This window comes from Pacificimonas sp. ICDLI1SI03, from assembly GCF_054740865.1.
Genome location: NZ_JBSQAU010000002.1, coordinates 904,881 through 931,724, shown reverse-complemented (window position 1 = coordinate 931,724; position 26,844 = coordinate 904,881). Strand labels below are relative to the sequence as shown.

Here is a 26,844-nt window from a genome sequence, read left to right as displayed (position 1 = left end):
TGTGCCTTAACTATAACCCTTTCAATAGAGTGGCGTAATTTATGGCAACCCTTACCCTGAACACCGACGGTGAAACCTACACCAATACCTCGACATGGGCCAGCGACACCGCAGGTGCCAGCGCCGTCGGGATCGACGCCGACAATGTTATCTTCATCAACGAGGCCGGCGGCGTCGTGCAGGCCGAGCAGGACGAGGGAGTGCAGGCACGCGGCGAAAACACCACAATCGAAAATCAGATTGGAGGCCTTTTCCAGTCCATCACCAGCGAGCCCGTTATCGATGCGACGAGCGCCGCACGCGGTGTCACGGTGCGCAACTATGGTGAGATGGTAGGGCGCGTAAACCTCAGCGCCGGAAATGACGCCTTTCTGCAGGCTGGAACACTGATCGTACCGCTGAATGCGGACGGCTCCGTGTCTCAGCCGTTTACCGCCGTCGGCCTCGCAGATGGCGCGGACGAGATGACGGTGGACTATAGCACCTTTACGTTCGATTTCCGTGATGCAGCGGCATCGCTGGCGACGACGCGCGTTGGTCTGTTCGGTGGAACGGGCGAGGATGTTTTCACCATCGACGATCTGGATGGCAGGTTTGAATATTTCCGCGTTGGCCAGTTCGAAACGCTGTCCCTGATGGCTTCTGACGGGCCCGTCACCACCACGCTGGACGGTACTGTCAGCACCTTTGAGAATGTGTCCACACTTGAAATCAATGACAATGTCAGCGCCATTCTCACCTCGATGGCCTTCGCGGGCATTGCCGTAACCGGCAGCGAGGGTGCAAACGCGCTTAACCTGACTGCCGATACGGTTGTAGCTGACATCAATCTTGGCGGCGGTGACGACAGCTTCACGGCGGTCGCGGGCACGACCCACGGCAATGTCTTTGGCGGAGCGGGCAACGATACGCTGACCAGCGGAGCGGACAGCGCGGGCATCCTCTACGGTGAGGCTGGCAATGACACTCTTCTCGGCGGGGCGTTCGCAGATACGCTGGAGGGCGGCCTTGGAGCGGACACGCTGACAGGCGGCGCAGGTGCAGACATCTTCAGTGGTTCTGTGGCCGATTTCGACGGCGACACCGTAACCGACCTTAGCGGCGAGGACCGGCTCGAGATCGCCGGCGTTCTGAAAATCGTCGAGACCGATGCGGCGCAGAGTGCGCAGATCGTCACCAACAATGGTGCTGTAAATTTCACTATTGGGTCCGACCTCAGTTCTTCCGGCTTCATTTCTACCGGACAGACCGCAGGCAATACATCGTCCCGCATCATCGCCGATCTTGCCGACCTGAATGAAGGCGTCGCTCTTACGGGGGCTGCCGTAAATGGCATTGCAGTCGAGGATTATCTGTCCAGCGATACGGCCACGGACTTCACCGTAACATTGCGAGAGGCCGATATCGCTGCAGATTTCAACAACAGTCTGGGTGTCTATGAGATTCGCGGCGACGGGACCATTGCTGACGTTCGCCTGCTGTCGCTTAATGTAAAGGACGGCGGCACATTCGACGTCGAGGATCTTGACGATGGCAGCACGCTCGGCTTCTTTATCGTTCAGGACGGCGCCGATTCCCTGACCGCAGGCGCGGTTCTCGACATCGACGTCAGCAGCGGCGGCGCCGTTCTTGAGGTGGATGGCGCGGCCTCCGACCTCACGATCTTCGTCAGTCACGACGCCAACCTGAACGTCGACAATGCCGAACACGTTGTCAGCGGCGCTGCGGAGGATGGCTCTGGCGCGCTCGCCATGGGTTTCGAGGATCTCGTCCGCACGACCAACAGCGACGATGATTTCCAGGACGTCGTGTTCCAGGTGGACGCGCTGCTGCCGCCCGACCCGGTCGCCTAGTCCCTGATGAAATGCATGGCAGGGGCGTGGATGGCGGATACCGCCGTCCACGCCCCTGCTGCTTTCCGCCCTCCTCTTTTCCACACCTTGCGTCAGACAGGTTGCGGGGACTCGGGGTCCACGATAACGACCGCGGGAAACTCTTCCCGACTCGTAATCTAAGGACATCCCTCCATGGCACGTAACAAGATCGCCCTTATCGGTTCCGGCATGATCGGCGGAACGCTCGCCCACCTCGTGGGTCTGAAGGAACTGGGCGATGCCGTGCTGTTCGACATTGCCGAGGGCATGCCGAAGGGGAAGGCGCTCGATCTCGCCCAGTCAGGTACTGTGGAGGGCTTCGACGCCGTGCTGAAGGGCACCAGCGATTATGCCGATATTGCCGGGGCCGATGTTTGCATCGTCACCGCCGGTGTCCCCCGCAAGCCCGGCATGAGCCGCGATGACCTGCTGGAAATCAACCTGAAGGTCATGAAGGCCGTCGGCGAGGGCATCAAGCAGCACGCCCCAGACGCATTTGTCATCTGCATCACCAACCCGCTCGACGCGATGGTCTGGGCGCTGCAGAAATTCTCCGGCCTTCCGACCAACAAGGTCGTCGGCATGGCCGGTGTCCTCGACAGTGCGCGCTTCCGCCTGTTCCTGGCAGAAGAATTCGACGTTTCCGTCGAAGACGTGACTGCCTTCGTTCTCGGCGGCCATGGCGACACGATGGTCCCGGTCCTCGAATATTCGACGGTTGCCGGCATTCCCGTTCCCGACCTCATCAAAATGGGCTGGTCGACGCAGGAAAAGATGGACGCCATCGTCGACCGCACGCGCAAGGGCGGCGGAGAGATCGTCGGCCTGCTTGGCAATGGCAGCGCCTATTACGCGCCGGCCAGCTCGGCCATCGCAATGGCCGATTCCTATCTGAAGGACAAACGCCGCCTGATGCCCTGCGCTGCCTGGCTTGACGGTGAATATGGCTGCGACGGCATGTATGTCGGCGTGCCTGTCATCATCGGCGAAGAAGGTGTCGAGAAGATCGTCGAAATCGACCTTGGCGACGAAGCGAAAAAGGGCTTCCAGGTGTCCGTCGACGCGGTGAAGGAACTGATGGAAGCCTGTAAGGGCCTGGACGGGTCGCTGGCCTGAGACACGCCCTCTGGCCGTCATCCCCGCGCAGGCGGGGATCCATCTCCCGAACGTTTCGAAAGCGCAATGCGAGGAAATGGCAAAAGACGGCTGGGTCTACATCGTCACAAATCGCAAACAAGGAGCACTTTATATCGGCGTCACGAACGATCTGGCTCGGCGAATTTCGGAGCACAAGGCGAAGTCGGCGCCGGGGTTTACCAGTCGATACCAGTGCAGCCGCCTTGTCTGGTCAGAGCATTTTGACCGGATCGAAGACGCAATTGCGATGGAAAAGCGCATGAAGAAATGGAACCGGGCGTGGAAGGCGCGCTTGGTTCAGGAAAACAATCCGAATTGGGACGATCTCGCACTTTACGGATTTTAGGAGATGGATCCCCGCCTCCGCGGGGATGACGGAAGGGTTGGAGACGGAAAGCAAATGAACATTCACGAATATCAGGCGAAGCAATTGCTCGCCAAACATGGCGCGCCCATTTCACAGGGTTTCCCTGCCTTTACAGCCGAGGAAGCTGTCGAGGCGGCAAAGAAACTTCCCGGTCCCGTCTATGTGGTGAAATCGCAGATCCACGCTGGCGGACGCGGCAAGGGCAAATTCGAAGGGCTTGGCGCCGATGCGGCAGGAGGCGTCCGCGTCGTGAAATCCGTGGAAGACGTCAAGACCAATGCCGAGGAAATGCTCGGCCGTGTCCTCGTCACGCACCAGACCGGTCCGCAGGGCAAGCAGGTCAACCGCCTCTACATCGAAGACGGCGCCGACATTGCGAAGGAATATTACCTGTCGCTACTGGTCGATCGCGCGTCAGGAAAGCCCGCTTTCGTCGTTTCGACCGAGGGCGGTATGGACATTGAGGACGTCGCCGAAAAGACGCCCGAAAAGATCATCACAATCACCGTCGACCCCGCCACCGGCTATCAGCCGCACCACGGCCGCGCGATTGCCGGTGCGCTGAAGCTGAGCGGCGAAACGGCGAAAAAGGCCGCAAAGCTCGGCAAGACGCTGTATGATGCGTTTCTTGCCACCGATTCCGCGATGCTGGAGGTCAATCCGCTGGTCGAAACCGGCTCGGGCGACCTTCTCGTTCTTGATGCAAAAATGGGATTTGACGGCAACTCCCTCTATCGCCATCCCGACATCGCCGAACTGCAGGACGAGACCGAAGAGGACGAAGCCGAGCTGGAAGCCGGCAAGTACGACCTCGCGTATGTCAAGCTGGACGGCAATATCGGCTGCATGGTGAACGGCGCAGGCCTCGCCATGGCGACGATGGACATCATCAAGCTGAATGGCGCGGAACCCGCCAACTTCCTAGATGTGGGCGGCGGTGCCACCACGGAAAAGGTGACTGCGGCGTTCAAGATCATCCTTTCGGACCCCGCCGTGCAGGGCATTCTGGTCAACATCTTCGGCGGCATCATGCGCTGCGACATCATCGCCGACGGCATCGTCGCAGCAGCGAAGGAGGTGAACCTCTCCGTCCCGCTGGTCGTGCGGCTTGAAGGCACGAATGTCGACAAGGGCAAGCAGATCCTCGCCGACAGCGGTCTCCCCATCGTCAGCGCCGACAATCTCGGCGACGCGGCAAAGAAAATCGTAGCTGAAGTCAAGAAGGCAGGCTGAACCCCATGTCCATTCTCATCAACAAAGACACGAAGGTTCTCTGTCAGGGCCTGACCGGCAATACCGCCACCTTCCACACCGAAGCAGCAATCGCCTATGGCACGAAAATGGTCGGCGGCGTCGTCCCCGGCAAGGGCGGGCAGGAACATCTTGGCCTGCCGGTTTTTTCGACCATGCAAGAGGCCATGAAGGAAACGAAGGCCGACGCCAGCGTCGTCTATGTGCCACCCCCCTTCGCCGCCGATTCCATCATGGAGGCGATCGAGGCGGAAGTGCCACTGATCATCGCCATCACCGAGGGCATCCCCGTTCTCGACATGGTCAAGGTAAAGCGCGCCCTGTGCGGTTCGAAGTCGCGCCTGATCGGCCCGAACTGTCCCGGCGTTCTGACCCCCGGCGAATGCAAGATCGGCATCATGCCCGGCAACATCTTCATGGATGGGTCCGTTGGCGTCCTGTCGCGTTCCGGTACGCTGACCTATGAGGCGGTGGCGCAGACGACGGCGGTTGGCCTCGGGCAGACAACGGCGGTCGGCATTGGCGGCGACCCCGTCAACGGCACGAACTTCATCGACGTCCTGGAAATGTTCCTGGCCGACGACGAAACCGAATCCATCATCATGATCGGTGAAATCGGCGGCAGCGCCGAGGAAGAGGCCGCCGAATTCCTAAAATCCCACCCGGTGAAAAAGCCGATGGTGGGCTTCATCGCCGGCCGCACCGCTCCCAAAGGTCGTACCATGGGCCATGCCGGCGCCATCGTGTCCGGCGGCAAGGGCGGCGCAGAATCAAAGATCGCGGCGATGCAGGATGCCGGCATCACCGTCGTCGATTCCCCTTCGGAACTCGGCACCACTCTGAAGAAGGTTTTAGAGGGCTGATTGGCCATCCACGTCATTCCCGCCTGCGCGGGAATGACGTAAGGGTCGGGACGATGTCACCGCCCCCCTCTCCTTCGCTTCTCTCGCCGCGCCCCGCGATCGGCTTCCTCATCGTGTTCGTTCTGGGTGTGCTGGGCGGTTTCGCCTTCGCCCCGTGGAACATAGCGCCCGCCATGCTGATTTCGCTGGCGGCGATGCTCTACCTTCTCGAACGGGCGGTAGAACGCGGCGCGACCCGAAAACATGCCTTTGCGCTTGGCTGGTGGTGGGGCCTCGGCAATTTCCTTGTCGGGCAGTTCTGGATCGCGGAGGCCTTCAACTTCCAGGCAAAGATGCCCGCCGCGCTCGGATGGTTCGCCGTCCTTCTGCTCAGCGCCATCATGGCCTGCTATCCGGGCGTCAGCGCCGCCATCGCCTATCGCTTCAAGACGGGGCCCGCTCCCCGCGTGCTCGCCTTTGCCGGCGCCTGGATGCTGACGGAATGGCTGCGCGGCTATCTTCTCTCCGGCTTTGGCTGGAACCCGCTCGGCGTTGTATCCCTTCCCTTGGGCGAGCTATCGCAGCTTTCGGCCGCCATCGGCACACTCGGCCTCTCTGGCCTCATTGCACTGACCTGCTACGGTCTCGCCCTTCTCGCCCTTCGGCGGACACGCATGGCGATTCTGCTGATTTGCCCCATCCTGGTGGGCATGGTCGCGCCGCTTCCTTTCATACAGCCGACACGCCTGACCGATGTCCGCCTCGACATCGTGCAGGCCAATATAGGTCAGGACGAGAAGTACGGCCCTGGCGCCATAGAGGGGGCCATCCGCCGCTACTCTGCATTGTCCCCGCCCCCGTCGAACAGCCCGCGCCTCCTCATCTGGCCAGAGGCGGCGATCCCGGACGTCCTCGACGAGCTGCCGGGTATGCGCGTACGTCTCGCCCGGCATCTCGTCGGCCCGAACGATATGTTCATTCTGGGCGGGCTGAAGGCGCTGAGGAACGAGGAGGGCTACACCACCGCCGCCCATAACAGCATGTTCGTTCTGGGGCCGGAGGGGGGCATTCGCGATCGCTATGACAAGACTGTTTTGGTTCCCTATGGCGAGTATCTGCCGGCCCGTCCGCTGCTGGAGGCGATCGGCCTCGCGCGTCTGGCGCCGGGCGCGATAGATTTCATCCCCGGCACCGGCCCCCGCACCCTTACCCTGCCCGGCTTTCCGAATGTGGGCGCGCTCATCTGTTATGAGGTTGTCTACCCTGAAGCAGCATCTTCTCACCCCCGGCCGCGCTGGCTTCTCAATCTCTCCAACGATGCCTGGTTCACCAACGAGGGCGCGGAGATGCATTTGGCCCAGGCACGCATGCGGAGTATTGAGCAGGGCCTGCCCATGGCCCGCTCCACCCCGACGGGGATCAGCGCGGTGATCGATCCCTGGGGCCGCGTGACGGCGGCGCTTGGCCGCCATGTGAAGGGCCGGGTCATCGCCATGCTGCCGGAGCCCCGCGCGCCGACCATTTTCTCCCGCGTCGGCACGCCGCTCCCCATGGGCATCGCCTTCTTCCTCATCGCGGCAGCCTTCTGGCTTTCGTCGCGCGCCCGTAAGGCGCCTCGCCAGCTGGAGCGACAAGCGGCATAGCATATAAGGATATCTTTATATCCTCTCTTGCACCCGCCCCTTGCGACAGTTAGACCCTGTCCCAATTCCTATTTCCCGACCGAAAGAGCCCCTGTCATGGCCCGCAACGACTATCTGTTCACCAGCGAGAGCGTTTCCGAGGGACATCCCGACAAGGTGTCGGACCAGATTTCCGACGCCATCGTCGATTTGATGATCAGCAAGGCGCCCGAGGCACGGGTGGCCTGCGAAACGCTGGTGACCACCAACCAGATCACGCTGGGTGGCGAGATCCGCTGTCCGGGCATGGTCGACGACAACGACCACATCACCGACGAAGCCAATGCCGAGATCGAAGCCGCCGCGCGCGAGGCCGTAAAGAAGATCGGCTATGAGCAGGAGGGCTTCCATTGGGAGACGGCCGCTTTCACCAATCATCTGCATGGCCAGTCCAGCGACATCGCGCAGGGCGTGGACGCCGGCTCTGACGGTTCCAACAAGGACGAGGGTGCGGGCGATCAGGGCATCATGTTTGGCTATGCCTGCGATGAAACCGACGCGCTGATGCCGGCCACCCTCGACTGGTCCCACCGCATACTGAAGACGATGGCGGATGATCGCCATTCCGGCCGTGCCCCGTTTCTGGAACCCGATTCAAAAAGCCAGGTAACGCTGCGCTACGTCGATAGAAAGCCAGTCGCCGCCACGGCGCTTGTCGTCTCGACGCAGCATGCGCCGGGCTATCACGAAGGCGCCAAGGGGACGGAGCTTGCCGACTATGTCCGCTCCGTTTTCAAGAAAGTGCTGCCGGAGGACTTCATCTCCGACGCGACGATCATGCACATCAACCCGACCGGCAAGTTCGAAATCGGCGGCCCCGACGGCGATGCCGGCCTGACCGGGCGCAAGATCATCGTCGATACCTATGGCGGTGCGGCGCCGCATGGCGGCGGCGCCTTTTCCGGCAAGGACCCGACGAAGGTCGACCGCTCTGCCGCATATGTTACGCGCTACCTTGCCAAGAATATCGTCGCCGCGGGTATTGCCAGCCGCTGCACGATCCAGCTTTCCTACGCCATTGGCGTTGCGGAGCCGCTCTCGCTCTATGTCGACCTGCACGACACGGGAGAGGTCGATCCGATGAAGCTGGAGCTGCTGCTGCCGGAGATCGTCAGACTGACGCCCAAGGGCATCCGCACCCATCTTGGCCTCAACAAGCCGATCTATCGCCCCACTGCCGCCTATGGCCATTTCGGCCGGGATGCGGAGGGCGACCTGTTCCCGTGGGAACGCACCGATCTGGTCGACACGCTGAAGAAGGAATTCTAGGCGACGCCGTTCTCGTAAGAAGGCAAAATCCCCGATAGAGACTAAGCCCCGGAATCCCAGCGGATTCCGGGGCTTCTGCTTGCGTACGCCGCACCACACAAAACGCAGGCGTGCGCTCACCTTTATGGCGGTCAGGCGCGGCGGCGGCGGGCGAATGCCAGCCCTGCCAGGCCAAGACCAAGCAGGCCGATGGCCGCCGGGGCCGGCACCTCGGCAACCTCCTCGCCCAATTCCACGAACGCACTGGAACGGCCGATATAGATATCGCCAGTCAGCAATTGTGTGCCGAGCAGGAAATCGCTGAGCGACACGTGGACGGCATTGGTTTCGATACCCAGCGTATTAACGCCGTCACCAGTTTCGATCTGCTCGTTCAGAATGATCGAAATACCCAGCAGGTCCAGCAGGACGGTGTTCGGCCCGGCCGCCGTGAAGAGGCCCAGGTCGATGGACAATGTATCGAGCAGCGTGCCTCCCAACGACGCATTTTCGATGAAGCTGGACCCGGACACACCGCCTACGGAGGCCGTCGATGTCGACGTGATCGCATCCGCGTCGAACGACAATAATGTCGTCCCGACCGCGCCCAGCAGGGATTGGCTAAAGCTGAAATTCAGCCCGGCGATCTGCGAGGAGCCGGTGGCCATGGTGCCGCTTCCGGCGGCGACGCCCTCGGCAGCTGCCGACGTGGCGCCAGCCGACACGTCCAGCTCCGTTGTCAGCAAACCAATTCCGCTGACCTCGGCATCGGCGTCGACATTTACCAGCGTCTGGCTCTCATCATAAGACGGTGGCGCTGTACCCGATGCAGACACAAATGGGCCTATATCGGCAAATATCGTCTGACCCACGGCTAAGTTAATGTCGACATCGGATCCTGCACTAGTGGACATGGGTGCCGCCATTGCCGATGTAGATGGCACCCATATGGCACTAACGGCGATCAATATGGTCGATAGTCTCTTGGTCACTTTACTCTCTCCCTATACCCGTGTGGCGATCGTCCACTTGCATAGAGTGTGCCAAAAACTATCCGCCTAGAGGTTTTGGCTTCGGCAACTTGGTTATTTCATGAATTTGTAAAACACGCCGACACTTGGTTGCGCATAAGGCTTGGACATTTCGTCACAGGCAACAGCGAACCCCCTCAGGCGCCTTGGAGTAAGAGTCATAATTTCATATAGTTACGAACTCCCTGGGTACTTCCAGTCCGGCACCGCGTATGCAAATCTTTGGGTGTAAGAATTTTCGACGCACTTGCGATATTGGGATACTATTCCTGGCAAAGATGGCAGCAGTCATTATAACCAAAATAGGCTTATCCGCGCTTTCCCGTTATCTAGTACTTCGTTAATCTGGTCTTAAATGGTTAATGTTTGTCTTGTCTAAAATGGTTATTACCACTGTCGATATGGATATTCCTGCGAACCTGCCCCTCTTGCCTATATTATTGTCGCGCATATTGCCGGGTAACTCTTGGCTATCCTTCCGGGGTAGCTTGCCCTCCCTGCATGTTCCGCCGCTCTTGATCCGCTGCCGCCAGACGCAATGCAAAGCTGGTTGCGCGACAGCGCAGGCTCGGTAAGCCGCCGTCTTCATGACAGCGCACAAACAGGGGGATCCGACCACCCTCAACCGGCTTTACGGCCGGTCCAAGGGGCATCGCCTGCGTCCATCGCAGCAGGCGTTGCTCGATCATGTCTATCCGGCGCTCGCCGTACCGGCGGAGGGGCCGATTACGTCGCGGACGCTGTTCGACGATCCGCCCGGACGCGAGCGGCCCCTGCATTTCGAGATTGGGTTCGGCGCCGGCGAGCACCTTGCCTATCGCGCCGACCTGCTGCCCGATCACGGCTTTATCGGCGCCGAACCGTTCGTGAACGGCATGGTCGGCGCGCTACAGCATGTGCGCGATCAGCGGCTCGGCAATATCCGTCTTTATCTGGGCGACGCGCTGGAGGCGCTTGCGCGCGTTCCGGATGGCACACTCGCCATGGTGTACCTTCTGCACCCGGACCCCTGGCCAAAGGCGCGACATTCAAAACGCCGCATGATGAACCCCGGCCCGCTAGACCTGATCGCCGCAAAGCTGCGTCCGGGCGGCGTCTTTCGCATGGCCACCGATCATCCGGTCTATTGCCGTTGGGCCATGATGCAGATGGCCCCGCGCATCGCCCCCGGCGGCGATTTCGAATGGATGGCAAAATCCGCCAGCGATTTTCGCAACCCACCTTCCGGCTGGCCCCTCACCCGCTACGCCGAAAAGGCCCTGCGCGAAGGCCGGGAACTGTGGTTTTTTCAGTATAAACGTAAGTGAACGCGCGGCGAACGAGATTGCCGTCACCCCCGCGGCGTAAGTCGCAACAGCCTCCCGCCCGAACCGTCGTCCATGTCTTCCAGCACGTAGACATAGCCGTCTGGGCCCTGTTCGATCTCGCGGATGCGTTCTCCCATGTCGTAACGCCCGACTTCGCGGGCATTTTCGCCGTCCAGCGAAACCTGGATGATCGCCTGCGATGACAGGCCGCCGATCAGGCCGGTGCCCTGCCAGGCCGGAAACTTGTCTCCGGTGTAGATGACGAATCCGGCGGGGGAGATGACAGGGGTCCACGATACTTCCGGCGCGTTGAATCCGTCTCCCGCACTGTGATCGGGAATATTGCGACCGTCATAATGGACGCCGTTCGACACCTCTGGATAGCCATAATTGTCGCCCTTGACGATGATGTTCAGCTCATCGCCGCCCTTCGGGCCCATCTCATGCGTCCACAACGTACCGTCAGGGGCAAAGGCGATGCCCAGCGGATTGCGATGGCCATAGCTCCATATGTTCGCCGTCGCGCCGCCGCGATCCGCAAAGGGATTGTCCGCCGGCACGCTGCCATCGGCATTTAGGCGCACGATGGAACCCAGATCGTTGCTCATATCCTGCGCAGGGTCGAATTTCTGCCGCTCGCCTGAACTGATATGCTCGCCTGAACTGATATACAGCATGCCGTCGGGGCCGAAGGCGATGCGGTGGCCGAAATGCCCCCGCCCTTCGACCTTTTCGCTCTGGCGCCAGATCACCTCCGCGCCCTCCAGCGCGCAGGATCCCGCATCGGCACAGTTCAGCGTGCCTCTCGCGACCGCTGCGCCGCGCGTATCGTTCTGCCCGGCCTCGGCGAAGGAGATATAGAGCATGCGGTTATCGGCGAAATCCGGATGGGCGACGACATCGCCCAGCCCGCCCTGACCGCCATAATCGACCTCTGGAATGCCGGACACATCCGCCACCTGCGGCGCCGCGCCGTCGGACAGGGTGACGATCTTCATCTCTCCCGCCTGTTCCGTCACCAGCAGTCGGCCATCGGGCAGGAACGTCATGGCCCAGGGCTCATCGAACTGGCCCAGTGCCTCGCTCGTAAACGGCGTGTCGCCGGTGCCTGCCTCCTGCGCCGCGTCAGGCGCCGCGGCGGGCGCCGTGTTCTCCTGGGCCGTCACGTCGTCGGCCCCGTTACAGGCGACCAGCGCGAAAATGGATGTGGCGGCAAACAGGCGAATCATGGCATGCTCCTTTGTCGGACGGGATGTCTCTTGCACCACTCAACGCGGCAGCCTATATCCGGGTCCATCTTCCACATGGTTAGCCTTTGGAAGCTGGCTCCGCCCCGCGGAACCGGCCGCGAGAGGGCTTTGCCGAATTTGACGGGAACATACGACGCTGGCCGACCTGTCCGCCATTGAAAATCTGATCGAGCCGCTGATAACGAAGCGCGGCTGGGAACTCGTGCGCGTCAAGATGACAAGCGGCGAAATGGGCCGAACCCTGCAGATCATGGCGGAGGATCCGGCAACAGGACAGTTAGTCGTCGATCAATGCGCCGCCCTGTCCCGCGACATTTCCGATCTGTTCGACGAGGTCGACCCCATCGAGGAAGAATATAATCTGGAGGTTTCGTCGCCGGGCATCGACCGTCCGCTGACCCGTCCCAAGGATTTCACCCTATGGGCCGGCCACAAGACGAAGGTGGCGCTGACCGAGGGGATCGATGGCCGCAAGAAATTTGTCGGCACCCTTCTCGGCCTGACGCAGGAGGGGGGCGAGGATGCCGCCAAAATAAAGCTGGATGATGGCTCCGACGCCGTGATGACCTTCCCGCTTTCTGATATACACAGTGCCAAGCTGGTGCTGACGGACGAACTGATCGCTGCGACGCAGCCCAAAAGCCTGAACTGAGGAAGCCTTACTGATGTCCAACGCCGTTACCGCAAACCGCGCCGAACTGCTCGCCATCGCCGACGCCGTCGCGCGTGAGAAGTCCATCGATCGCGGCATCGTCATAGAGGCGATGGAGGAGGCCATTCAGAAGGGCGCGCGCGCCAAATATGGCCAGGAAAACGACATTCGCGCAAAGATGGACCCGACCAGCGGCGAAGTCCGCTTGTGGCGCGTCGTTGAGGTGGTCGAGGCGCCGGAGAATAATTTCACGGAAATGTCGGTGGAAAAGGCTCAGGAACGCGAGCCCGGCGCGGCAATAGGCGATTTCATCGTCGACCCGCTGCCGCCCATCGAATTCGGGCGTATCGCCGCACAGGCCGCGAAGCAGACCATCGTGCAAAAGGTCCGCGATGCGGAGCGCGAGCGGCAATATAGCGAATATAAGGACCGCGCCGGAGAGATCATCACCGGCATCGTCAAGCGCGTCGAATTCGGCCATGTCGTCGTCGATCTGGGCCGCGCCGAGGGCGTCATTCGCCGCGACGAGCAGATTCCGCGCGAACTTCTGCGCGTCGGCGACCGCGTCCGCACCTATATAAAGGAGGTGCGTCGCGAACTGCGCGGGCCGCAGATTTTCCTGTCCCGCTCCGCTGGCGAATTCATGAAGCTGCTGTTCGCGCAGGAAGTCCCCGAAATCTACGACGGCATCATCGAGATCAAGGCCGTCGCCCGCGATCCCGGCAGCCGGGCAAAGATCGGCGTCATTTCCTATGACAGCTCCATCGACCCGGTCGGCGCCTGCGTCGGCATGAAGGGCAGCCGCGTGCAGGCCGTCGTACAGGAATTGCAGGGCGAGAAGATCGACATCATTCCCTGGTCGGAAGATATCGCCACCTTCACCGTCAACGCACTGCAACCGGCCGAGGTCGCGAAGGTGGTCATCGACGAGGACGAGAACCGCATTGAGGTCGTCGTTCCCGACGAGCAGCTATCGCTCGCCATCGGTCGCCGTGGCCAGAATGTTCGCCTCGCCAGCCAGATTTCCGGTCACCAGATCGATATTCTGACGGAGGACGAGGAATCCGCGCGCCGTCAGGAGGAATTCACCTCCCGCTCCACCATGTTCATGGAGGAACTCGACGTCGACGAAACGCTGGCACAGCTGATCGTGGCAGAGGGCTTCTCCGAAATGGAGGAGGTCGCCTATGTCGACGCAGAGGAAATCGCCGCCATTGAAGGCTTTGACGAGGATCTCGCCGAAGAGCTGCAGAACCGCGCCAAGGAAGCGCTCGACGTCCGCGAGCAGAAAGCGCGCGAGGCCCGCAAGAGCCTCGGCGTTTCCGACGACCTGGCCGCCATCGAGGGGCTGACCGAAAAGATGCTCGTCACGCTGGGCGAGGCCGGTATCAAGACGCTCGACGATCTCGGTGATCTCGCCACCGACGAGCTGGTGTCGAAGCGCGACGGCATATTGAAGGGCTACGACCTCGGCGAGGATGAGGGCAACCGCATCATCATGGCCGCGCGTGCACATTGGTTCGATGACGAGGACGCGGAGTCCGCGGCCCCCGCCGCCGACACCTCATCAGGGGAGGCCGAAGATGCGGCAGTCCCACAATGAACCTGTAAGGACGTGCATATTAACGCGTGAGACGGGCGAGCGGGACCTTCTGGTCCGGCTCGCGCTCGGTCCCGATGGTCAGGTCATGCCCGACCTGGGCGCGAAGGCGCCCGGTCGCGGCGCGTGGCTGGGCGTAGACGCGCCCGCGCTTCGGACCGCACAGCGAAAGGGCAAGCTGAAAGGCGCGCTCGGCCGTGCGTTCAAGGGCGAGGCGCGCGACATCCCCGACGATCTGGCAGACCTAATTTCGCAAGAAATGCAGCGCCGGACGCTTGATGGTCTGGGCCTGGAAATGAAGGCCGGCAATCTGGTTTTCGGCTTCGAACGCGTCCTGTCGGCGGCAAAATCCGGTGCCGCGAAATTGCTTCTCCATGCCAGCGACGGCGCCGAAGATGGCACCGCGAAACTGACCCGTGCCTTGCAAAATGGCGCTCCCGAGGCCAAGTCCCTCTTGTTGCCGCTGGACCGTGCTGCGCTTTCGATGGCGCTGGGGCAGGGAAATGTGGTACATGTCGCAGTCACGAATGCCGGGGCTGCATCCAGAATTGAGGCCGCCGCACGCCGGTGGAGGGCCTTTTCAGGTCTTGATGGTACGAACAGCGTGTCCGAAACGGACGCGAGCGAAGAGTTGCCCGTGAGCGGGCGGGCGAAAGGTGTTGAAGGATAGTATGAGCGACGAGAAGAAAACCCTGACCCGCAAGCCGCTTGGCCTGAAGAAGACCGTCGATGGCGGCCAGGTCCAGCAGCAGTTCAGTCATGGGCGCAAGAACACCGTCGTCGTGGAGCGCAAGCGCCGCTTCGTACCCAAGAAGCCCGGCGAGGAGGCGCAGACGCCCGAGCCGACCCCGACGCCGGAGCCGACCCCTGCGCCGAAGCCCACGCCTGCGCCTGCAGCGCGTCCTGCGCCGAAGCCGCCCGCGCCGCGCAAGCCGTCCGAAATGGAGGCGACGCTTTCCCGCAAGGAATTGCAGGAAAAGCTGCTTCGCGAGGCAGAGGAAGCGCGCCTGAAAATGGCCGAGGATGCGCGCCGCCGCGAGGAAGAGAAGAAGAACGCGGCGCAGGAAGAAGAGCGCCGCCGCGCCGAGGAAAATGCGCGCCGCGCCGAAGAAGAAAGCCGCGCCGCCGCAGAGGCTGCCGCGCTTGAAAAGCAGGAGGCCGTCGCTGAGGAGACCGCAGTCAATGCGGCCGCCGAACCCGTCGTCACCGAAGAAGAGCGCAAGGCAAGCCCCGCCCCCCGCAAGAAGGAAGAGCGCAAGGAGCCCGTCAAGCCACAGCTGCGCGGCGACAAGCGCCGTTCCGGCAAGCTGACCGTCAAGAACGCCATGCGTTCCGACGATGGCCGTCCCATGTCGATGGCGCGCCTGCGCCGCCAGCGGGAGAAGGCGCACAATCAGCACGCTTTCGATGCGTCAAAGACGAAAAAGCAGGTTCGCGATGTCGTGGTGCCAGAGGCGATCACGGTACAGGAACTGGCGAACCGCATGTCCGAAAAGGGCGCGGATCTCGTCAAATCACTGTTCAACATGGGGTCCATGGTGACGGTCAATCAGACCATCGACCAGGACACGGCAGAGCTGCTGGTCGAGGAATTCGGCCATAATGTGAAGCGCGTATCCGAGGCGGATATCGAGGTTGGCCTCGTCGCCGACGACGACGATGCAAAGGATCTGCAGCCGCGTCCCCCGGTGGTGACCATCATGGGCCATGTCGATCACGGCAAGACATCGCTGCTCGACGCGCTGCGCGGTACGGACGTCACGTCTGGCGAAGCAGGCGGCATCACGCAGCATATTGGCGCCTATCAGGTGACACCGGAAAATTCCGGTCCCATCACCTTCCTGGACACGCCAGGCCATGAGGCCTTCACCGAAATGCGTATGCGCGGTGCCAATGTCACCGACATCGTCGTTCTGGTGGTTGCCGCCGATGACGGCCTGATGCCGCAGACAATCGAGGCCATCAAGCACACGAAGGCGGCGAACGTCCCGATGATCGTGGCCATCAACAAGATGGACAAGGAGGGCGCCAATCCGACCAACGTCCGTACGCGCCTTCTGGAACATGAAGTCATCGTCGAGGAAATGTCCGGCGACGTTCAGGATGTGGAGGTCTCCGCGCTCAAGAGGACAGGCCTCGACAAGCTGATCGACGCCATCAATCTGCAGGCCGAATTGCTGGAACTCAGCGCCAATCCGAAACGCGATGCAGAGGCGACGGTGATCGAGGCGAAGCTGGACAAGGGCCGCGGCCCGGTCGCCACCGTCCTCGTCAACCGCGGTACGCTGAAGCGCGGCGACATCTTCGTCGTCGGTTCGGAATCGGGCAAGGTCCGCGCCCTGATCGACGAACATGGCAAGCAGGTGAAGGAGGCTGGCCCCTCGAAGCCCGTTGAGGTTCTCGGCCTCACCGGTGCGCCCATGGCCGGCGATCTGCTCACCGTCGTGGAAAACGAGGGTCGCGCACGCGAGGTCGCCGATTACCGCGCTGGCGAGAAGAAGAAGAAGCGTCTCGTCACCGCACCGACAAATGTCGATGCGCTGTTCGCTGCGCATGCCGACAAGATCGAGGAATATCCCGTTGTCATCAAGGGCGACGTGCAGGGCTCCGTGGAGGCAATCGTCTCCTCGCTGCAGGCGCTTTCGAATGACGAGATCAAGGTGCGCGTGCTGCACTCCGGTGTCGGTGCCATCACCGAATCCGACGTGACGCTGGCGGCCGCCTCGAACGCGCCCCTATACGGCTTCAACGTCCGCCCCAATGCAAAGGCCCGCGAGGTCGCGCAGAAGGAAGGCGCGGAGCTGCGCTATTATGATGTCATCTATGATCTGATCGACGAGACCAAGCTCGCCATGGCGGGACAATTGGGGCCGGAGCGGATCGAGAACGTCGTCGGCCGTGCCGAAGTAAAGGAAGCCTTCCCGGCGGGCAAAACCGGCAAGGCGGCGGGCCTGCTCGTCACCGACGGCATCATCAAGAAGAACATCCGCACCCGCGTCACGCGCGACGATGTCATCATCTACAACGGCAAGGTCGCCAGCCTTCGCCGCTTCAAGGACGATGTCGACGAAGTCCGCGCTGGCCTGGAATGCGGTGTCGTCTTCGACAGCTTCAAGGACATCAAGCCGGGCGACATGCTGGAAACCTTCGAGATCGAAGAACGCGAGCGGGTGCTATAAAACTCCCCCTTCCCTATCAGGGGAAGGGGCGAGCCGCCCAGTGACACCGGGGGTGGGATCCGCCTGCGCATTGAGAAATGTCGCCGTTCCAACACCGCCCCACCTCCGGCCCTCAGGGGGCGGAGAGAGAAGCAGATATGAAACACGTCCAAAGCCCTGAATCCAAATCGGTCCGCCTTCTCAAGATTGGCGAGCAGATTCGTCACGTCATCGCGCAGGTGCTGCAGCGGGGCGAGGTGAACGACCGCAATCTGTCCGACATGATCGTGTCGGTGTCGGAGGTGCGGGTATCGCCCGACCTGCGCCATGCCGCTGTCTATGTGAAGGAACTCGCCGGCCGTGACGAGGATATGCTCGCCGCGCTGAAGAAGAATGTCCGCTTCCTGCGTGGCCAGGTCGCGCGCGCGCTCAGCACGAAATATACGCCGGAACTGAAATTCCGCCTCGACGAGAGCTTTGCCGAAGCTGCGAAGATCGACGCGCTTCTGCGCTCCGAAAAGGTCGCGCCGGACCTAGACGAGGAAGAGTGACGGCCGCGTCCGCCCTCCACGGCTGGATCATCCTCGACAAACCCATCGGCATCACCTCCGCCGGCGGCGTCGCGCGGGTAAAGCGGGCCTTACGCGATGTTGGTTTTAAGAAGCCAAAGGTCGGCCATGGCGGCACGCTCGATCCGCGGGCAACCGGCGTCCTCCCCATCGCATTGGGGGAGGCGACGAAGCTGACCGGCTGGATGTTGAACGGCGACAAAAGCTATGACTTCACCATTTCCTTTGGCACACAGACCGCGACCGATGATCGGGAGGGCGAGGCGGTCGCGATCAGCGACGTCCGCCCGAGTCCCGCCGCGCTACAGGCGGTACTGCCACGTTTCACCGGGCCGATCCGGCAGCGCCCGCCCGCCTTTTCCGCGCTGAAGGTGGACGGCCAACGCGCCTATAAACGCGCGCGCGCAGGTGAAGATGTGCAGATGGCGGAACGCGAGACGAACATTCACACCCTCACTCTCTCGTCACCCCTCTCTGAAATTTCAGGCCGGTCGCGCGGTCAGAAAATGGACACCGCCCCGGACGTTGATGACGATAGCCGCCGCCTGGACAGCATCACCTTGTCCGCCACTGTGTCGAAGGGGACATATATACGCTCGCTCGCGCGCGACATCGCGGCGGCGCTTGGTACGGTGGGCCATGTTGCCATGCTGCGCCGTACCGCCTGCGGCCCGTTCACCCTTGAAAAGGCGATCGCGCTTGACAATCTGATGGAAAGCGCGGATGTGCGCGCACTGGAGAGCGTGGTGCTCCCCATGACGGCAGGGCTGGACGACATCCCGGCTATCGCCGTTTCCCCCGAGGAGGCCAGCGTCCTGAAACACGGACAACAGCTATTCGGACGTCCCGAACCGGACGGACCAGCATTCGCGATGCTTGGCAATACGCCCGTCGCGATCGTCGCCGTAAAGGATGGCGTGGTGCGTGTGGAACGGGGCTTCAACATTTAAGATAATAAGGAGGCACGATGTCGATTACCGCCGAACGTAAGCAAGAGCTTATCAAGGAAAATGCCCGCGAAGAGGGCGACACGGGCTCCCCCGAAGTGCAGATTTCGATCCTGACGGAGCGCATCGCCAATCTGACCGAGCATTTCAAGGATCACCACAAGGACAATCATTCGCGCCGCGGGCTGCTGATGCTGGTGAACAAGCGCCGCAAGCTGCTCGACTATCTGAACGCGAAGAATCCGGAGCGCTACGAAGCGATCCGCACGAAACTGGGTCTGCGCCGCTAAGGGCGAGGATCTTTTGAGGGGCGCCCCCCGCGTGAGGGCGCCCTTCTCATATAAACATCACGCATTTTGAAGCCGGATTCGCGATGGGCGCGGGTTCGGTAGTAGGTTGCCGGGCGGGCATTTTTGTTTCGTTTCCGGCTTTTGGAAAGACGAAACAATCATGTTCGACAAACATATCGTAGAAACGAAATGGGGCGGCAAGAAGCTGACCCTGGAAACCGGGCGCATCGCCCGTCAGGCCGATGGCGCGGTTCTCGCGACTCTCGGCGAAACAGTGGTCCTCTGCGCGGTCACCGCCGCAAAGTCGGTGAAGTCCGGACAGGACTTCTTCCCGCTGACCGTCCACTATCAGGAAAAATTCTCTGCGGCCGGTCGTATCCCCGGTGGCTTCTTCAAGCGTGAAGGCCGTCCGACGGACCACGAAACGCTGACAAGCCGTCTGATCGACCGCCCGATCCGCCCGCTCTTCCCAGAGGGGTTCTATAACGAAATCAACGTTATCTGTCAGGTCCTCTCCTATGATGGAGAAAATGAGCCCGACGTGCTGGCCATGGTCGCCGCATCTGCCGCGCTCACCATTTCCGGCCTGCCCTTCATGGGTCCGATCGCCTGTGGCCGCGTCGGCTATGTCGACGGGGAATATGTGCTGAACCCGGCCCGCGACATCGAAAACAGCGAACTCGACCTCGTGGCTGCCGGCACGCAAGACGCTGTTCTGATGGTGGAGTCGGAAGCAAAGGAACTGCCCGAGGACGTCATGCTGGGCGCCGTCATGTTCGCGCACGAACACGGCAAGGGCGTCATCGACGCGATCATCGAACTGGCCGAAAAGGCGGCGAAGGATCCGTGGGAACTGACCCTGCGCGACGAAGCTGCGGAGGCCGACAAGGAAACCATCCGCGCTGCCGTCGGCGACCACATCGCCGCCGCCTACAAGCTGACCGCGAAGCAGGATCGTCAGGACGCACTTGCGAAAGCAAAGGAACTCGGCCTTGCCGCGCTTGGCGAGGATCTCGATCCGAACCGCGTTTCGAAGGCGAACAAGAGCTTCAAGAAGCTGGAAGCTGAAATCGTCCGCGGCGGCATCATCAAGGACAAGACGCGCATCGACGGCCGCAAGCTGGATCAGGTTCGCCCGATCGAAGCGGAAGTCGCCGTTCTGCCCCGCACGCACGGCTCCGCGCTGTTCACGCGCGGCGAAACGCAGGCCATCGTGACGACGACGCTCGGCACGGCGGATTCCGAACAGATGATCGATGCGATCTACGGCCTGTCGAAGGAGCATTTCCTGCTTCACTACAACTTCCCGCCGTACAGCGTGGGCGAGGTTGGCCGTTTCGGCGGCACCGGCCGTCGCGAGGTTGGCCATGGCAAGCTCGCCTGGCGCGCGCTGCACCCCGTCATGCCGACGAAGGAGGAATTCCCCTACACGATCCGCGTGATCAGCGACATCACCGAATCGAACGGCTCCTCCTCGATGGCGTCCGTTTGCGGCGGCTCGCTGGCCATGATGGATGCGGGCGTTCCACTGAAGCGCCCCGTTTCCGGCATCGCCATGGGCCTCATCCTTGAAGAATCAGGCGAGTTCGCGGTTCTGTCCGACATTCTGGGCGACGAGGATCACCTCGGCGACATGGACTTCAAGGTTGCCGGCACGTCGGAGGGCATCACGTCCCTGCAGATGGACATCAAGGTCGCCGGCATCACCGAAGAGATCATGAAGTCTGCGCTGGAGCAGGCGAAGGGCGGCCGTGCCCATATCCTGGAGCGTATGAACGACGCCCTCGGCGGCACGCGCGAGACCATGTCCGAACACGCGCCGCGCATCGAAACGCTATCGGTGCCAAAGGACAAGATCCGCGACATCATCGGCACGGGCGGCAAGGTCATCCGCGAAATCGTCGCCGAAACCGGTGCGAAGGTCGACATTGACGATGACGGCGTGGTCAAGGTTTCCTCCTCCGTCGGCAGCGAGATCGAGGCCGCGATCAACTGGATCAAGGGCATCATCGAAGAACCCGAGGTCGGCGCAATCTACACCGGCAAGGTGGTTTCGCTGGTCGCATTCGGCGCCTTCGTGAACTTCATGGGCGGCAAGGACGGTCTGGTCCACATTTCCGAGATCAAGGACGAACGCGTCGAAAAGGTCGAGGATGAGCTTTCCGAAGGCCAGGAGGTCAAGGTCAAGGTGCTTGCCATCGACGATCGCGGCAAGGTTCGCCTGTCCATGCGCGTCGTCGATCAGGAAACCGGCGCAGAGCTGGAGGACACGCGTCCTCCGCGCGAAGACAAGCCCCGTGGTGACCGTGGCCCCCGTCGTGATGGCGGTGAACGCAGCGGTGGCGACCGTGGCGGCCGGGATCGCGATGGCGGCGGACGTGGCCGTGGCGGCAATCGCCGTGGCGGTGGCCGTGGACGCGGTCGCGACAATGAAGGCTCCGACAGCTCCGACAAGGGCGGCGGGGATGCCGGTCTGCCCGACTTCATCTCGGGCGACGACGACTGAGCACCCTGCGCCCCGGCATAGAATGAAGAAGGGGGGAGGCCGAATGGTCTCCCCCTTTTTTTCGGCATCCGCTTCCCGCCGCGTCAATCTGACATACGCACCATCTGATTTCCCGTGCTGAGGGATTTCCTACGCCGAGGGCACCAGCCCCCTTCCCACGCGTTTCCCGCAGGTGACTGCCACCGCCTCTTCCGCACAGCCTCCCCACCGTGCCTGGCTCGTCATCAACCCCGCCTCGCACAGTTTTACGGACACCCTGCTCTCCGACATCCGCAACACCGCTGCTGAAAAAGGGCTGAAGATTTGCGGCGAATCCCGCTTTCCGAAAGAGGAACTGCCGGACCAGAGGACGCTGGAAGCGCATTCGGTCGACACGGTGATTCTGTTCGGCGGCGACGGCACGATCAATGCGATGGCCTGCCACGTGGCGGACTGGCCGGGTAATTTGCTGCTGCTGCCCGGCGGCACGATGAACATGCTGCCCCGGCGCCTGCACGGGGATGCCGGTCCCTGCGAGATCATCCGCGCCGCCTGCGAGGCCCCGGCGATCCGCTCCCTCCCGTTCGTTCAGGCAGGCCCCCACCGCTCCTTCGTCAGCATTCTTGCCGGCCCCGCGGCCACCTTCGTTCATGCACGAGAGGCGCTGCGCGCCGGCCGGCTGCGACGTCTGTGGCGCGCGCTCGGCTTTGCCTGGCGGATCAGCTGGTCGCGCAGGATCCACGTAAGCGGCCTCAACGGCGGCTTTCGCCTCGTGATGGCAGAGGCGGGGGAGCAGGCGGAAAAAGGCAAGCTGCGCGTTGCGGGTACTCGCGCACGTCATCTTGGCGATCTTCTGACACTTGTTCGTTCGTGGTGGGGCAGCAATTGGCGCGACGCGACCACGGTGGCGGAACTCGAAACGATCGCCGCCGAGCTCCGCTCCACCCGGCCGATCCACGCGCTGTTTGATGGAGAGGAGCGGATCCTTGAATCGCCCGTTCACCTGTCGGCGGGTCTTTCCAAGACGCAATTCTACACCAGCGGGACCGACCAATGAGCGTTCTTTTCCACATTTCCGACCTCCATTTCGGCGCGGAGGACAGCGCAGCGCTGGCCTGGTTCGCTGGCCTTGTGCAGACAGAGGCGCCGGACGCGGTCATCGTCACCGGCGACATCACCCAGCGCGCAAAGAAGCGCGAATTCGCTGCGGCGGCGGAGTGGCTTGAGGCGCTGCCCGTGCCGGTCACGGTCGAGCCCGGCAATCACGACCTTCCCTATTTCAACCTGCTGGAGCGATTCACCCGCCCCTATGCCCGTCTGCGCGCCGTGCAGGACATGGTGAATGTCCCGCTGGATCTGGACGATTGCACGGTCGTGCCCTTGAAAACGACCGCGCGATTCCAGCTCCGTCTCAACTGGAGCCTCGGTCATGTCGCCGCCGGTGCCATCCGTGAGACACGCGCCGGCCTGTCGGCGGCCACGGCGGATCATGTGAAGCTGGTTGCCTGCCACCACCCCCTCGTCGATCTCGCAGAAACGGGCACGAAGGGTCGCACAAGAAACGGCCCCCACGCCCTTCGCGTCATTGCGTCCGCAGGCGCCGACGCGGTACTCAGCGGACATGTCCACACGCCCTTCGACCTCAATCGCCGCGTGCAGGGGGAAAATGTCCGATTAATTGGCGCAGGCACCCTGTCCGAACGTATTCGAGAGCACGAACCCAGTTTCAATCAAATCCTCATCGAGCGCGGGACCATTGACGTCACCGCACGAATCGCCTGACACCCCACGACGCGTGGAAAGGCCCGATCGCATATCTTGTTGGAGTCTACCCTCCTATAATATCGACTGCGGGGAGAACTTCGACCGTAAACACCACGTCCTGGAAGTCATCGTCTGAAGAATTTTCCGGGGTCCGGATCAGGTCTTCAAAACCGATCGTCAAGCCGCCGGAATCATCATCGGCCGCCCCGGACAATGCGTGCACATAATTGTCGAAATTATAGGCGGCATCGTGGCTGAGGAAGATTTCCACATCGTCACGCACTTCACCGTCTATTGCCAATCGCGCACTTCCGTCGACAAGTGCAAAGGCCGCATTCCCATTGAAGTCGCCTTCGTCAAGAATACTTGCGCCATCCTGGATCACGAAAAAGCCGAGACTATAGCCCGCATCCAGATTCAGCAGTTTTATCGGGGCATCCACCTTCGTTACGTCCTCTGCTATGATCCTGACATCAATGATCTCACCTTCCGGGTTATATTCGTATACGCCCAAGCTGTTGGAAAAATCAGCGACAGAGGTCGAAGCCAATTTTAAGGTAAACGCGGTCGAATTGCTGCTTGAGAGATATTCGTCGAACTCAATTCCGTTAATATCTTCCTCGCTGACCCTTACGGCATCACTTAGGGGAATGATTTCTTCCTGCAATTGAAGGCTTACCCCGTCTTCGTTGGCCAGCATCATGAGCCGCAGTGTTTCGGAAAGCCCCGGCGCGGCCAATTGTGAGTCCACCGTACCATCGCCATTTGAATCAAAACCGATGGAAGCATCAGGGCCATTTTTAAAAATGATCTGCGAACGCTTGATCCCCTCGCTGATGAACAAAACATCTTCGGCATTGAAATCGTCCAGCGTATCTCCGTCAAATTCCAGAATGGTTCCTGCAAAAATGTCCTTGCCGGCTCCGCCAGACAAAGCATCTGCGCCCGATCCACCGAAGAGAATGTCATTGCCCTCTCCGCCGCTCAACACGTCATCGCCATCACCGCCAAGCAGCTCGTCTTCACCGAACAATCCGGAGAGTGTATCATTGCCTGCGCGGCCCAGCATCCGATCGGCGCCCGCCGTTCCATCCAGCCCATCGTCGGTGGCACCACCTATTTTCAGCGCGTAACCGTAGTCCACGATATGGGCCCCGTCCTCGGCGAGGAGAGCCAAAACTCGATCATTTTCTTTTGCGAACTGAATCGCATTTCCACGGCGGGAAACTAGGGTATCTAGCTGAAATCCCGGATCTATGACATCGACGATGGAAAATTCGTGACCCGAGAGGCTGCTGGCGATGGTGGCAAGGATGATGCGGTCGCTGTTCGCATCCGCAATCGCAACGAGATTACCGTCGGCATTAACCGCAATGCCCCTCGCCACGAAGGGATTAGCCCCCTCTAGCTTCAGTTCGCCTTCGAAACTCAGGCCGGAATCGAGGACAAACGCTCCGCCTAACCCCTGCACAACAAGATCCGCAGCCTCGCTGATCGCCGCGGCGCCGGAATTGAATCCCGACGTAAAGGTTTCATAATCATAAGCAGATATTGACCGAACTACTCCGTCAATTGGATCGTACGAAGTAAGCCGCGCGTCGCTGGTATCAGCTTCAGGTATCAGGATCAGGTCGCCGCTGAGATCTTCAACTAGAGCAGAATGATTTCGGACCGACAGGCTTAAATCTGTAAATGCCTTCGCTACGGGATCGAATTCACGAACGGTAACCCAGCCACTTCCGAGAAAATCCCCGGTCAGCAAGGCTTTGCCCTGAGCCGTGACGGCAACATCGAAAAAAGCGCCGTCATAGCCATTAAGCGTTTTTATGTGTGTTTTGATTGTCTGGGTCTGGAGATCGATTTCATAAAGAGCGACATCCCGCGAGTCCCCATCCGTAGAGATGATGATGTCTTCAGTAGCGAAGATTGAGGTTCCCGCGCGATTCAGCGCGATCCCCCCGAGGTTTTCGCCCACATCAAAGGAGAGGAGAAGCTCACCCGTGCCAGCATCCACGACCTTTATCTGCCCGTCGTCACTTGCAGCGAACAATCGGGAGCCGCTCGAATTTAGAACAATATCTGAGGTGTCCGCCCCGGTCATTTTACGAACAGTGGTTTTGGATGAAAATGTCGAAAACATTGCTTAACCCCCGCTATAAGCTCGCATCTGCACTAAGGGAGCTCTCCATGCCGTCAAGAAATTTTACAGCAGAAAAAGATGATAAGCAGGTAAGCCAATCGTAATGCCCACAGAATCCTTCTTTCCCGCGCTCATTCGCTTGTACTAATTCGGCTCCGTCGGTTAGAAGCAGGCGCTCCATGACCGACCGCCTCATCCTGCGCCGCCCCGACGATTGGCATGTGCACCTGCGCGACGGCGACATGTTACGGGCTGTGGCCGCTCACACGGCACGGCAATTCGCCCGCGCCATCGTCATGCCAAACCTGGCCCCGCCCGTTACGACGGCCGAGGCCGCGCGCGCCTACCGCAACCGCATCATTGCGGCCGTCGATCCGGCGCTGGACTTCACACCGCTGATGACCTGCTATCTCACCGATGATATCGACCCGGCAGAGGTGGAACGCGGCTTCTCCGACGGCGTCTTTACCGCGGCCAAGCTGTATCCCGCCAACGCCACGACGAATTCCGCACACGGCGTTACGGAAATTGGCAATATCGACCAGGTCCTGTCGACGATGCAGCGGATCGGCATGCCGCTCCTCGTTCACGGCGAAGTCACCGATCCGGAAATCGACATTTTTGATCGGGAGGCTGTCTTTATCGAGCGCGTGATGCTGCCGCTCGTTCACCGCTTCCCCGATCTGAAGGTGGTCTTCGAACATATCACCACGTCCGACGCAGCACAGTTCGTGGCGGACAGCGGCCCCAACATCGCCGCGACTATCACGCCGCATCACCTGGAATTCAGCCGCAACGCCATTTTCCAGGGGGGCATCCGGCCACATTATTACTGCCTGCCCATCGCCAAGCGGGAAACCCATCGCCTCGCCCTGCGCGCCGCCGCCACCTCGGGATCGCCGAAATTCTTTCTGGGCACCGACAGCGCGCCGCACATGCAAGGGGCAAAGGAAAATGCCTGTGGCTGCGCCGGCCTGTTCAACGCCCCCGTTGCCCTCGAAAGCTATGCCCGCACGTTCGAGGAAGAGGGCGCCCTCGACCAGCTGGAGGGCTTCGCCAGCTTCCACGGCCCCACCTTCTACGGCCTGCCCGTCAATGAGGCACGGATCGTACTCCAACGCGGTGAAATGGACGTACCCGCCGCCATCGACCCCGATGGCGCATGCGTCGTCCCCTTCCACGCCGGCGAAACCCTGCATTGGCGCTATGCCGGCCTGTGCGCGTGACGGAATACCCGTCATTCCTTCATC

22 protein-coding genes are annotated in these 26,844 nt (G+C 61.2%); 19 read left to right on the top strand and 3 right to left on the bottom strand.

Features of this window, described 5'->3' with window-relative positions; all coding sequences use genetic code 11:
• Positions 1-41 precede the first annotated feature (41 nt).
• The 7 genes from ACSMXM_RS16330 to metK all read left to right on the top strand — a co-directional run bounded on the left by ACSMXM_RS16330 (position 42) and on the right by metK (position 8,422).
• Positions 42-1,853, top strand: a complete 1,812-nt coding sequence (locus ACSMXM_RS16330; RefSeq protein WP_460317506.1) for a calcium-binding protein — start codon at positions 42-44, stop codon at positions 1,851-1,853.
• Positions 1,854-2,027: 174 nt separating this feature from the next.
• Complete coding sequence (gene mdh / locus ACSMXM_RS16325) at positions 2,028-2,990, top strand: malate dehydrogenase (RefSeq protein ID WP_460317505.1); 963 nt, start codon at positions 2,028-2,030, stop codon at positions 2,988-2,990.
• A gap of 76 nt (positions 2,991-3,066) precedes the next feature.
• The gene (locus ACSMXM_RS16320) at positions 3,067-3,357 is read left to right on the top strand and encodes a GIY-YIG nuclease family protein (protein ID WP_460317504.1); all 291 of its coding nucleotides are present in this window, start codon (positions 3,067-3,069) and stop codon (positions 3,355-3,357) included.
• A 54-nt stretch (positions 3,358-3,411) separates the two neighbouring features.
• Positions 3,412-4,611, top strand: a complete 1,200-nt coding sequence (gene sucC, locus ACSMXM_RS16315; protein ID WP_460317503.1) for an ADP-forming succinate--CoA ligase subunit beta — start codon at positions 3,412-3,414, stop codon at positions 4,609-4,611.
• Positions 4,612-4,616: 5 nt separating this feature from the next.
• Entirely contained in the window at positions 4,617-5,492 is an 876-nt protein-coding gene (sucD, locus tag ACSMXM_RS16310) for a succinate--CoA ligase subunit alpha (protein WP_460317502.1), read from the top strand.
• Positions 5,493-5,545: 53 nt separating this feature from the next.
• Entirely contained in the window at positions 5,546-7,114 is a 1,569-nt protein-coding gene (gene lnt / locus ACSMXM_RS16305) for an apolipoprotein N-acyltransferase (protein ID WP_460317501.1), read from the top strand.
• 96 nt (positions 7,115-7,210) lie between these two features.
• Positions 7,211-8,422, top strand: coding sequence for a methionine adenosyltransferase (gene metK / locus ACSMXM_RS16300; RefSeq protein WP_460317500.1), 1,212 nt, complete (start codon positions 7,211-7,213; stop codon positions 8,420-8,422).
• 131 nt (positions 8,423-8,553) lie between these two features.
• Here the strand turns inward: metK and ACSMXM_RS16295 are convergent, their stop codons facing one another.
• Positions 8,554-9,315 carry a choice-of-anchor P family protein gene (locus ACSMXM_RS16295; protein WP_460317499.1) on the bottom strand — a complete coding sequence of 254 codons (762 nt, stop codon included), beginning with the start codon at positions 9,313-9,315 and terminating at the stop codon, positions 8,554-8,556.
• Positions 9,316-10,019: 704 nt separating this feature from the next.
• Between ACSMXM_RS16295 and trmB the strand changes: the two genes are divergently transcribed.
• Positions 10,020-10,739 (top strand): tRNA (guanine(46)-N(7))-methyltransferase TrmB, encoded by a 720-nt coding sequence (gene trmB, locus ACSMXM_RS16290; RefSeq protein WP_460317498.1) that lies wholly within the window; start codon positions 10,020-10,022, stop codon positions 10,737-10,739.
• Between the two features lie 23 nt (positions 10,740-10,762).
• On the opposite strand, the gene ACSMXM_RS16285 is transcribed toward trmB, so the two are convergent.
• Positions 10,763-11,968, bottom strand: coding sequence for a PQQ-dependent sugar dehydrogenase (locus tag ACSMXM_RS16285; RefSeq protein ID WP_460317497.1), 1,206 nt, complete (start codon positions 11,966-11,968; stop codon positions 10,763-10,765).
• Positions 11,969-12,125: 157 nt separating this feature from the next.
• Between ACSMXM_RS16285 and ACSMXM_RS16280 the strand changes: the two genes are divergently transcribed.
• The 10 genes from ACSMXM_RS16280 (at position 12,126) to ACSMXM_RS16235 (ending at position 23,472) form a co-directional block, all read left to right on the top strand.
• Positions 12,126-12,641: an LSm family protein gene (locus tag ACSMXM_RS16280; RefSeq protein WP_460317627.1), complete on the top strand. Its 516-nt coding sequence runs from the start codon at positions 12,126-12,128 to the stop codon at positions 12,639-12,641.
• Positions 12,642-12,654: 13 nt separating this feature from the next.
• On the top strand, positions 12,655-14,244 hold the full coding sequence (nusA, locus tag ACSMXM_RS16275) for a transcription termination factor NusA (protein WP_460317496.1): 1,590 nt from the start codon (positions 12,655-12,657) through the stop codon (positions 14,242-14,244).
• Positions 14,225-14,911 (top strand): DUF448 domain-containing protein, encoded by a 687-nt coding sequence (locus ACSMXM_RS16270; RefSeq protein ID WP_460317495.1) that lies wholly within the window; start codon positions 14,225-14,227, stop codon positions 14,909-14,911. Before nusA ends, ACSMXM_RS16270 begins: the two co-directional genes overlap by 20 nt.
• A 1-nt stretch (position 14,912) precedes the next feature.
• Positions 14,913-17,420: a translation initiation factor IF-2 gene (infB, locus tag ACSMXM_RS16265; RefSeq protein ID WP_460317494.1), complete on the top strand. Its 2,508-nt coding sequence runs from the start codon at positions 14,913-14,915 to the stop codon at positions 17,418-17,420.
• A 137-nt stretch (positions 17,421-17,557) separates the two neighbouring features.
• Positions 17,558-17,950 (top strand): 30S ribosome-binding factor RbfA, encoded by a 393-nt coding sequence (gene rbfA / locus ACSMXM_RS16260; RefSeq protein ID WP_460317493.1) that lies wholly within the window; start codon positions 17,558-17,560, stop codon positions 17,948-17,950.
• A complete protein-coding gene (gene truB, locus ACSMXM_RS16255; protein WP_460317492.1) occupies positions 17,947-18,918 on the top strand; it encodes a tRNA pseudouridine(55) synthase TruB in 972 nt (323 codons plus the stop codon). Before rbfA ends, truB begins: the two co-directional genes overlap by 4 nt.
• 17 nt (positions 18,919-18,935) lie before the next feature.
• Positions 18,936-19,205, top strand: a complete 270-nt coding sequence (gene rpsO, locus ACSMXM_RS16250) for a 30S ribosomal protein S15 (protein WP_460317491.1) — start codon at positions 18,936-18,938, stop codon at positions 19,203-19,205.
• A gap of 160 nt (positions 19,206-19,365) precedes the next feature.
• On the top strand, positions 19,366-21,711 hold the full coding sequence (gene pnp / locus ACSMXM_RS16245) for a polyribonucleotide nucleotidyltransferase (protein ID WP_460317490.1): 2,346 nt from the start codon (positions 19,366-19,368) through the stop codon (positions 21,709-21,711).
• A 172-nt stretch (positions 21,712-21,883) separates the two neighbouring features.
• Positions 21,884-22,747, top strand: coding sequence for a diacylglycerol/lipid kinase family protein (locus ACSMXM_RS16240; RefSeq protein ID WP_460317489.1), 864 nt, complete (start codon positions 21,884-21,886; stop codon positions 22,745-22,747).
• On the top strand, positions 22,744-23,472 hold the full coding sequence (locus ACSMXM_RS16235; RefSeq protein WP_460317488.1) for a metallophosphoesterase family protein: 729 nt from the start codon (positions 22,744-22,746) through the stop codon (positions 23,470-23,472). Before ACSMXM_RS16240 ends, ACSMXM_RS16235 begins: the two co-directional genes overlap by 4 nt.
• A 46-nt stretch (positions 23,473-23,518) precedes the next feature.
• Here ACSMXM_RS16235 and ACSMXM_RS16230 read toward each other — a convergent pair whose 3' ends face one another.
• Positions 23,519-25,594 carry a DUF4114 domain-containing protein gene (locus tag ACSMXM_RS16230; protein ID WP_460317487.1) on the bottom strand — a complete coding sequence of 692 codons (2,076 nt, stop codon included), beginning with the start codon at positions 25,592-25,594 and terminating at the stop codon, positions 23,519-23,521.
• A gap of 179 nt (positions 25,595-25,773) precedes the next feature.
• Here ACSMXM_RS16230 and pyrC point away from each other — a divergent pair, with 179 nt between their 5' ends.
• Positions 25,774-26,820, top strand: coding sequence for a dihydroorotase (pyrC, locus tag ACSMXM_RS16225; protein WP_460317486.1), 1,047 nt, complete (start codon positions 25,774-25,776; stop codon positions 26,818-26,820).
• The last annotated feature ends 24 nt before the right edge of the window (positions 26,821-26,844 follow it).

Coding starts and splice junctions, on each gene's coding strand:
- lnt (WP_460317501.1), top strand. CDS start 5,546: ATGTCACCGCCCCCCTCTCCTTCGCTTCTCTCGCCGCGCCCCGCGATC.
- trmB (WP_460317498.1), top strand. CDS start 10,020: ATGACAGCGCACAAACAGGGGGATCCGACCACCCTCAACCGGCTTTAC.
- pyrC (WP_460317486.1), top strand. CDS start 25,774: ATGACCGACCGCCTCATCCTGCGCCGCCCCGACGATTGGCATGTGCAC.
- ACSMXM_RS16295 (WP_460317499.1), bottom strand. CDS start 9,315: ATGTCCACTAGTGCAGGATCCGATGTCGACATTAACTTAGCCGTGGGT.
- ACSMXM_RS16230 (WP_460317487.1), bottom strand. CDS start 25,594: ATGTTTTCGACATTTTCATCCAAAACCACTGTTCGTAAAATGACCGGG.
- sucD (WP_460317502.1), top strand. CDS start 4,617: ATGTCCATTCTCATCAACAAAGACACGAAGGTTCTCTGTCAGGGCCTG.
- metK (WP_460317500.1), top strand. CDS start 7,211: ATGGCCCGCAACGACTATCTGTTCACCAGCGAGAGCGTTTCCGAGGGA.
- ACSMXM_RS16320 (WP_460317504.1), top strand. CDS start 3,067: ATGGCAAAAGACGGCTGGGTCTACATCGTCACAAATCGCAAACAAGGA.
- sucC (WP_460317503.1), top strand. CDS start 3,412: ATGAACATTCACGAATATCAGGCGAAGCAATTGCTCGCCAAACATGGC.
- ACSMXM_RS16270 (WP_460317495.1), top strand. CDS start 14,225: ATGCGGCAGTCCCACAATGAACCTGTAAGGACGTGCATATTAACGCGT.
- ACSMXM_RS16235 (WP_460317488.1), top strand. CDS start 22,744: ATGAGCGTTCTTTTCCACATTTCCGACCTCCATTTCGGCGCGGAGGAC.
- nusA (WP_460317496.1), top strand. CDS start 12,655: ATGTCCAACGCCGTTACCGCAAACCGCGCCGAACTGCTCGCCATCGCC.
- rpsO (WP_460317491.1), top strand. CDS start 18,936: ATGTCGATTACCGCCGAACGTAAGCAAGAGCTTATCAAGGAAAATGCC.
- ACSMXM_RS16285 (WP_460317497.1), bottom strand. CDS start 11,968: ATGATTCGCCTGTTTGCCGCCACATCCATTTTCGCGCTGGTCGCCTGT.
- pnp (WP_460317490.1), top strand. CDS start 19,366: ATGTTCGACAAACATATCGTAGAAACGAAATGGGGCGGCAAGAAGCTG.
- mdh (WP_460317505.1), top strand. CDS start 2,028: ATGGCACGTAACAAGATCGCCCTTATCGGTTCCGGCATGATCGGCGGA.
- ACSMXM_RS16330 (WP_460317506.1), top strand. CDS start 42: ATGGCAACCCTTACCCTGAACACCGACGGTGAAACCTACACCAATACC.
- rbfA (WP_460317493.1), top strand. CDS start 17,558: ATGAAACACGTCCAAAGCCCTGAATCCAAATCGGTCCGCCTTCTCAAG.
- infB (WP_460317494.1), top strand. CDS start 14,913: ATGAGCGACGAGAAGAAAACCCTGACCCGCAAGCCGCTTGGCCTGAAG.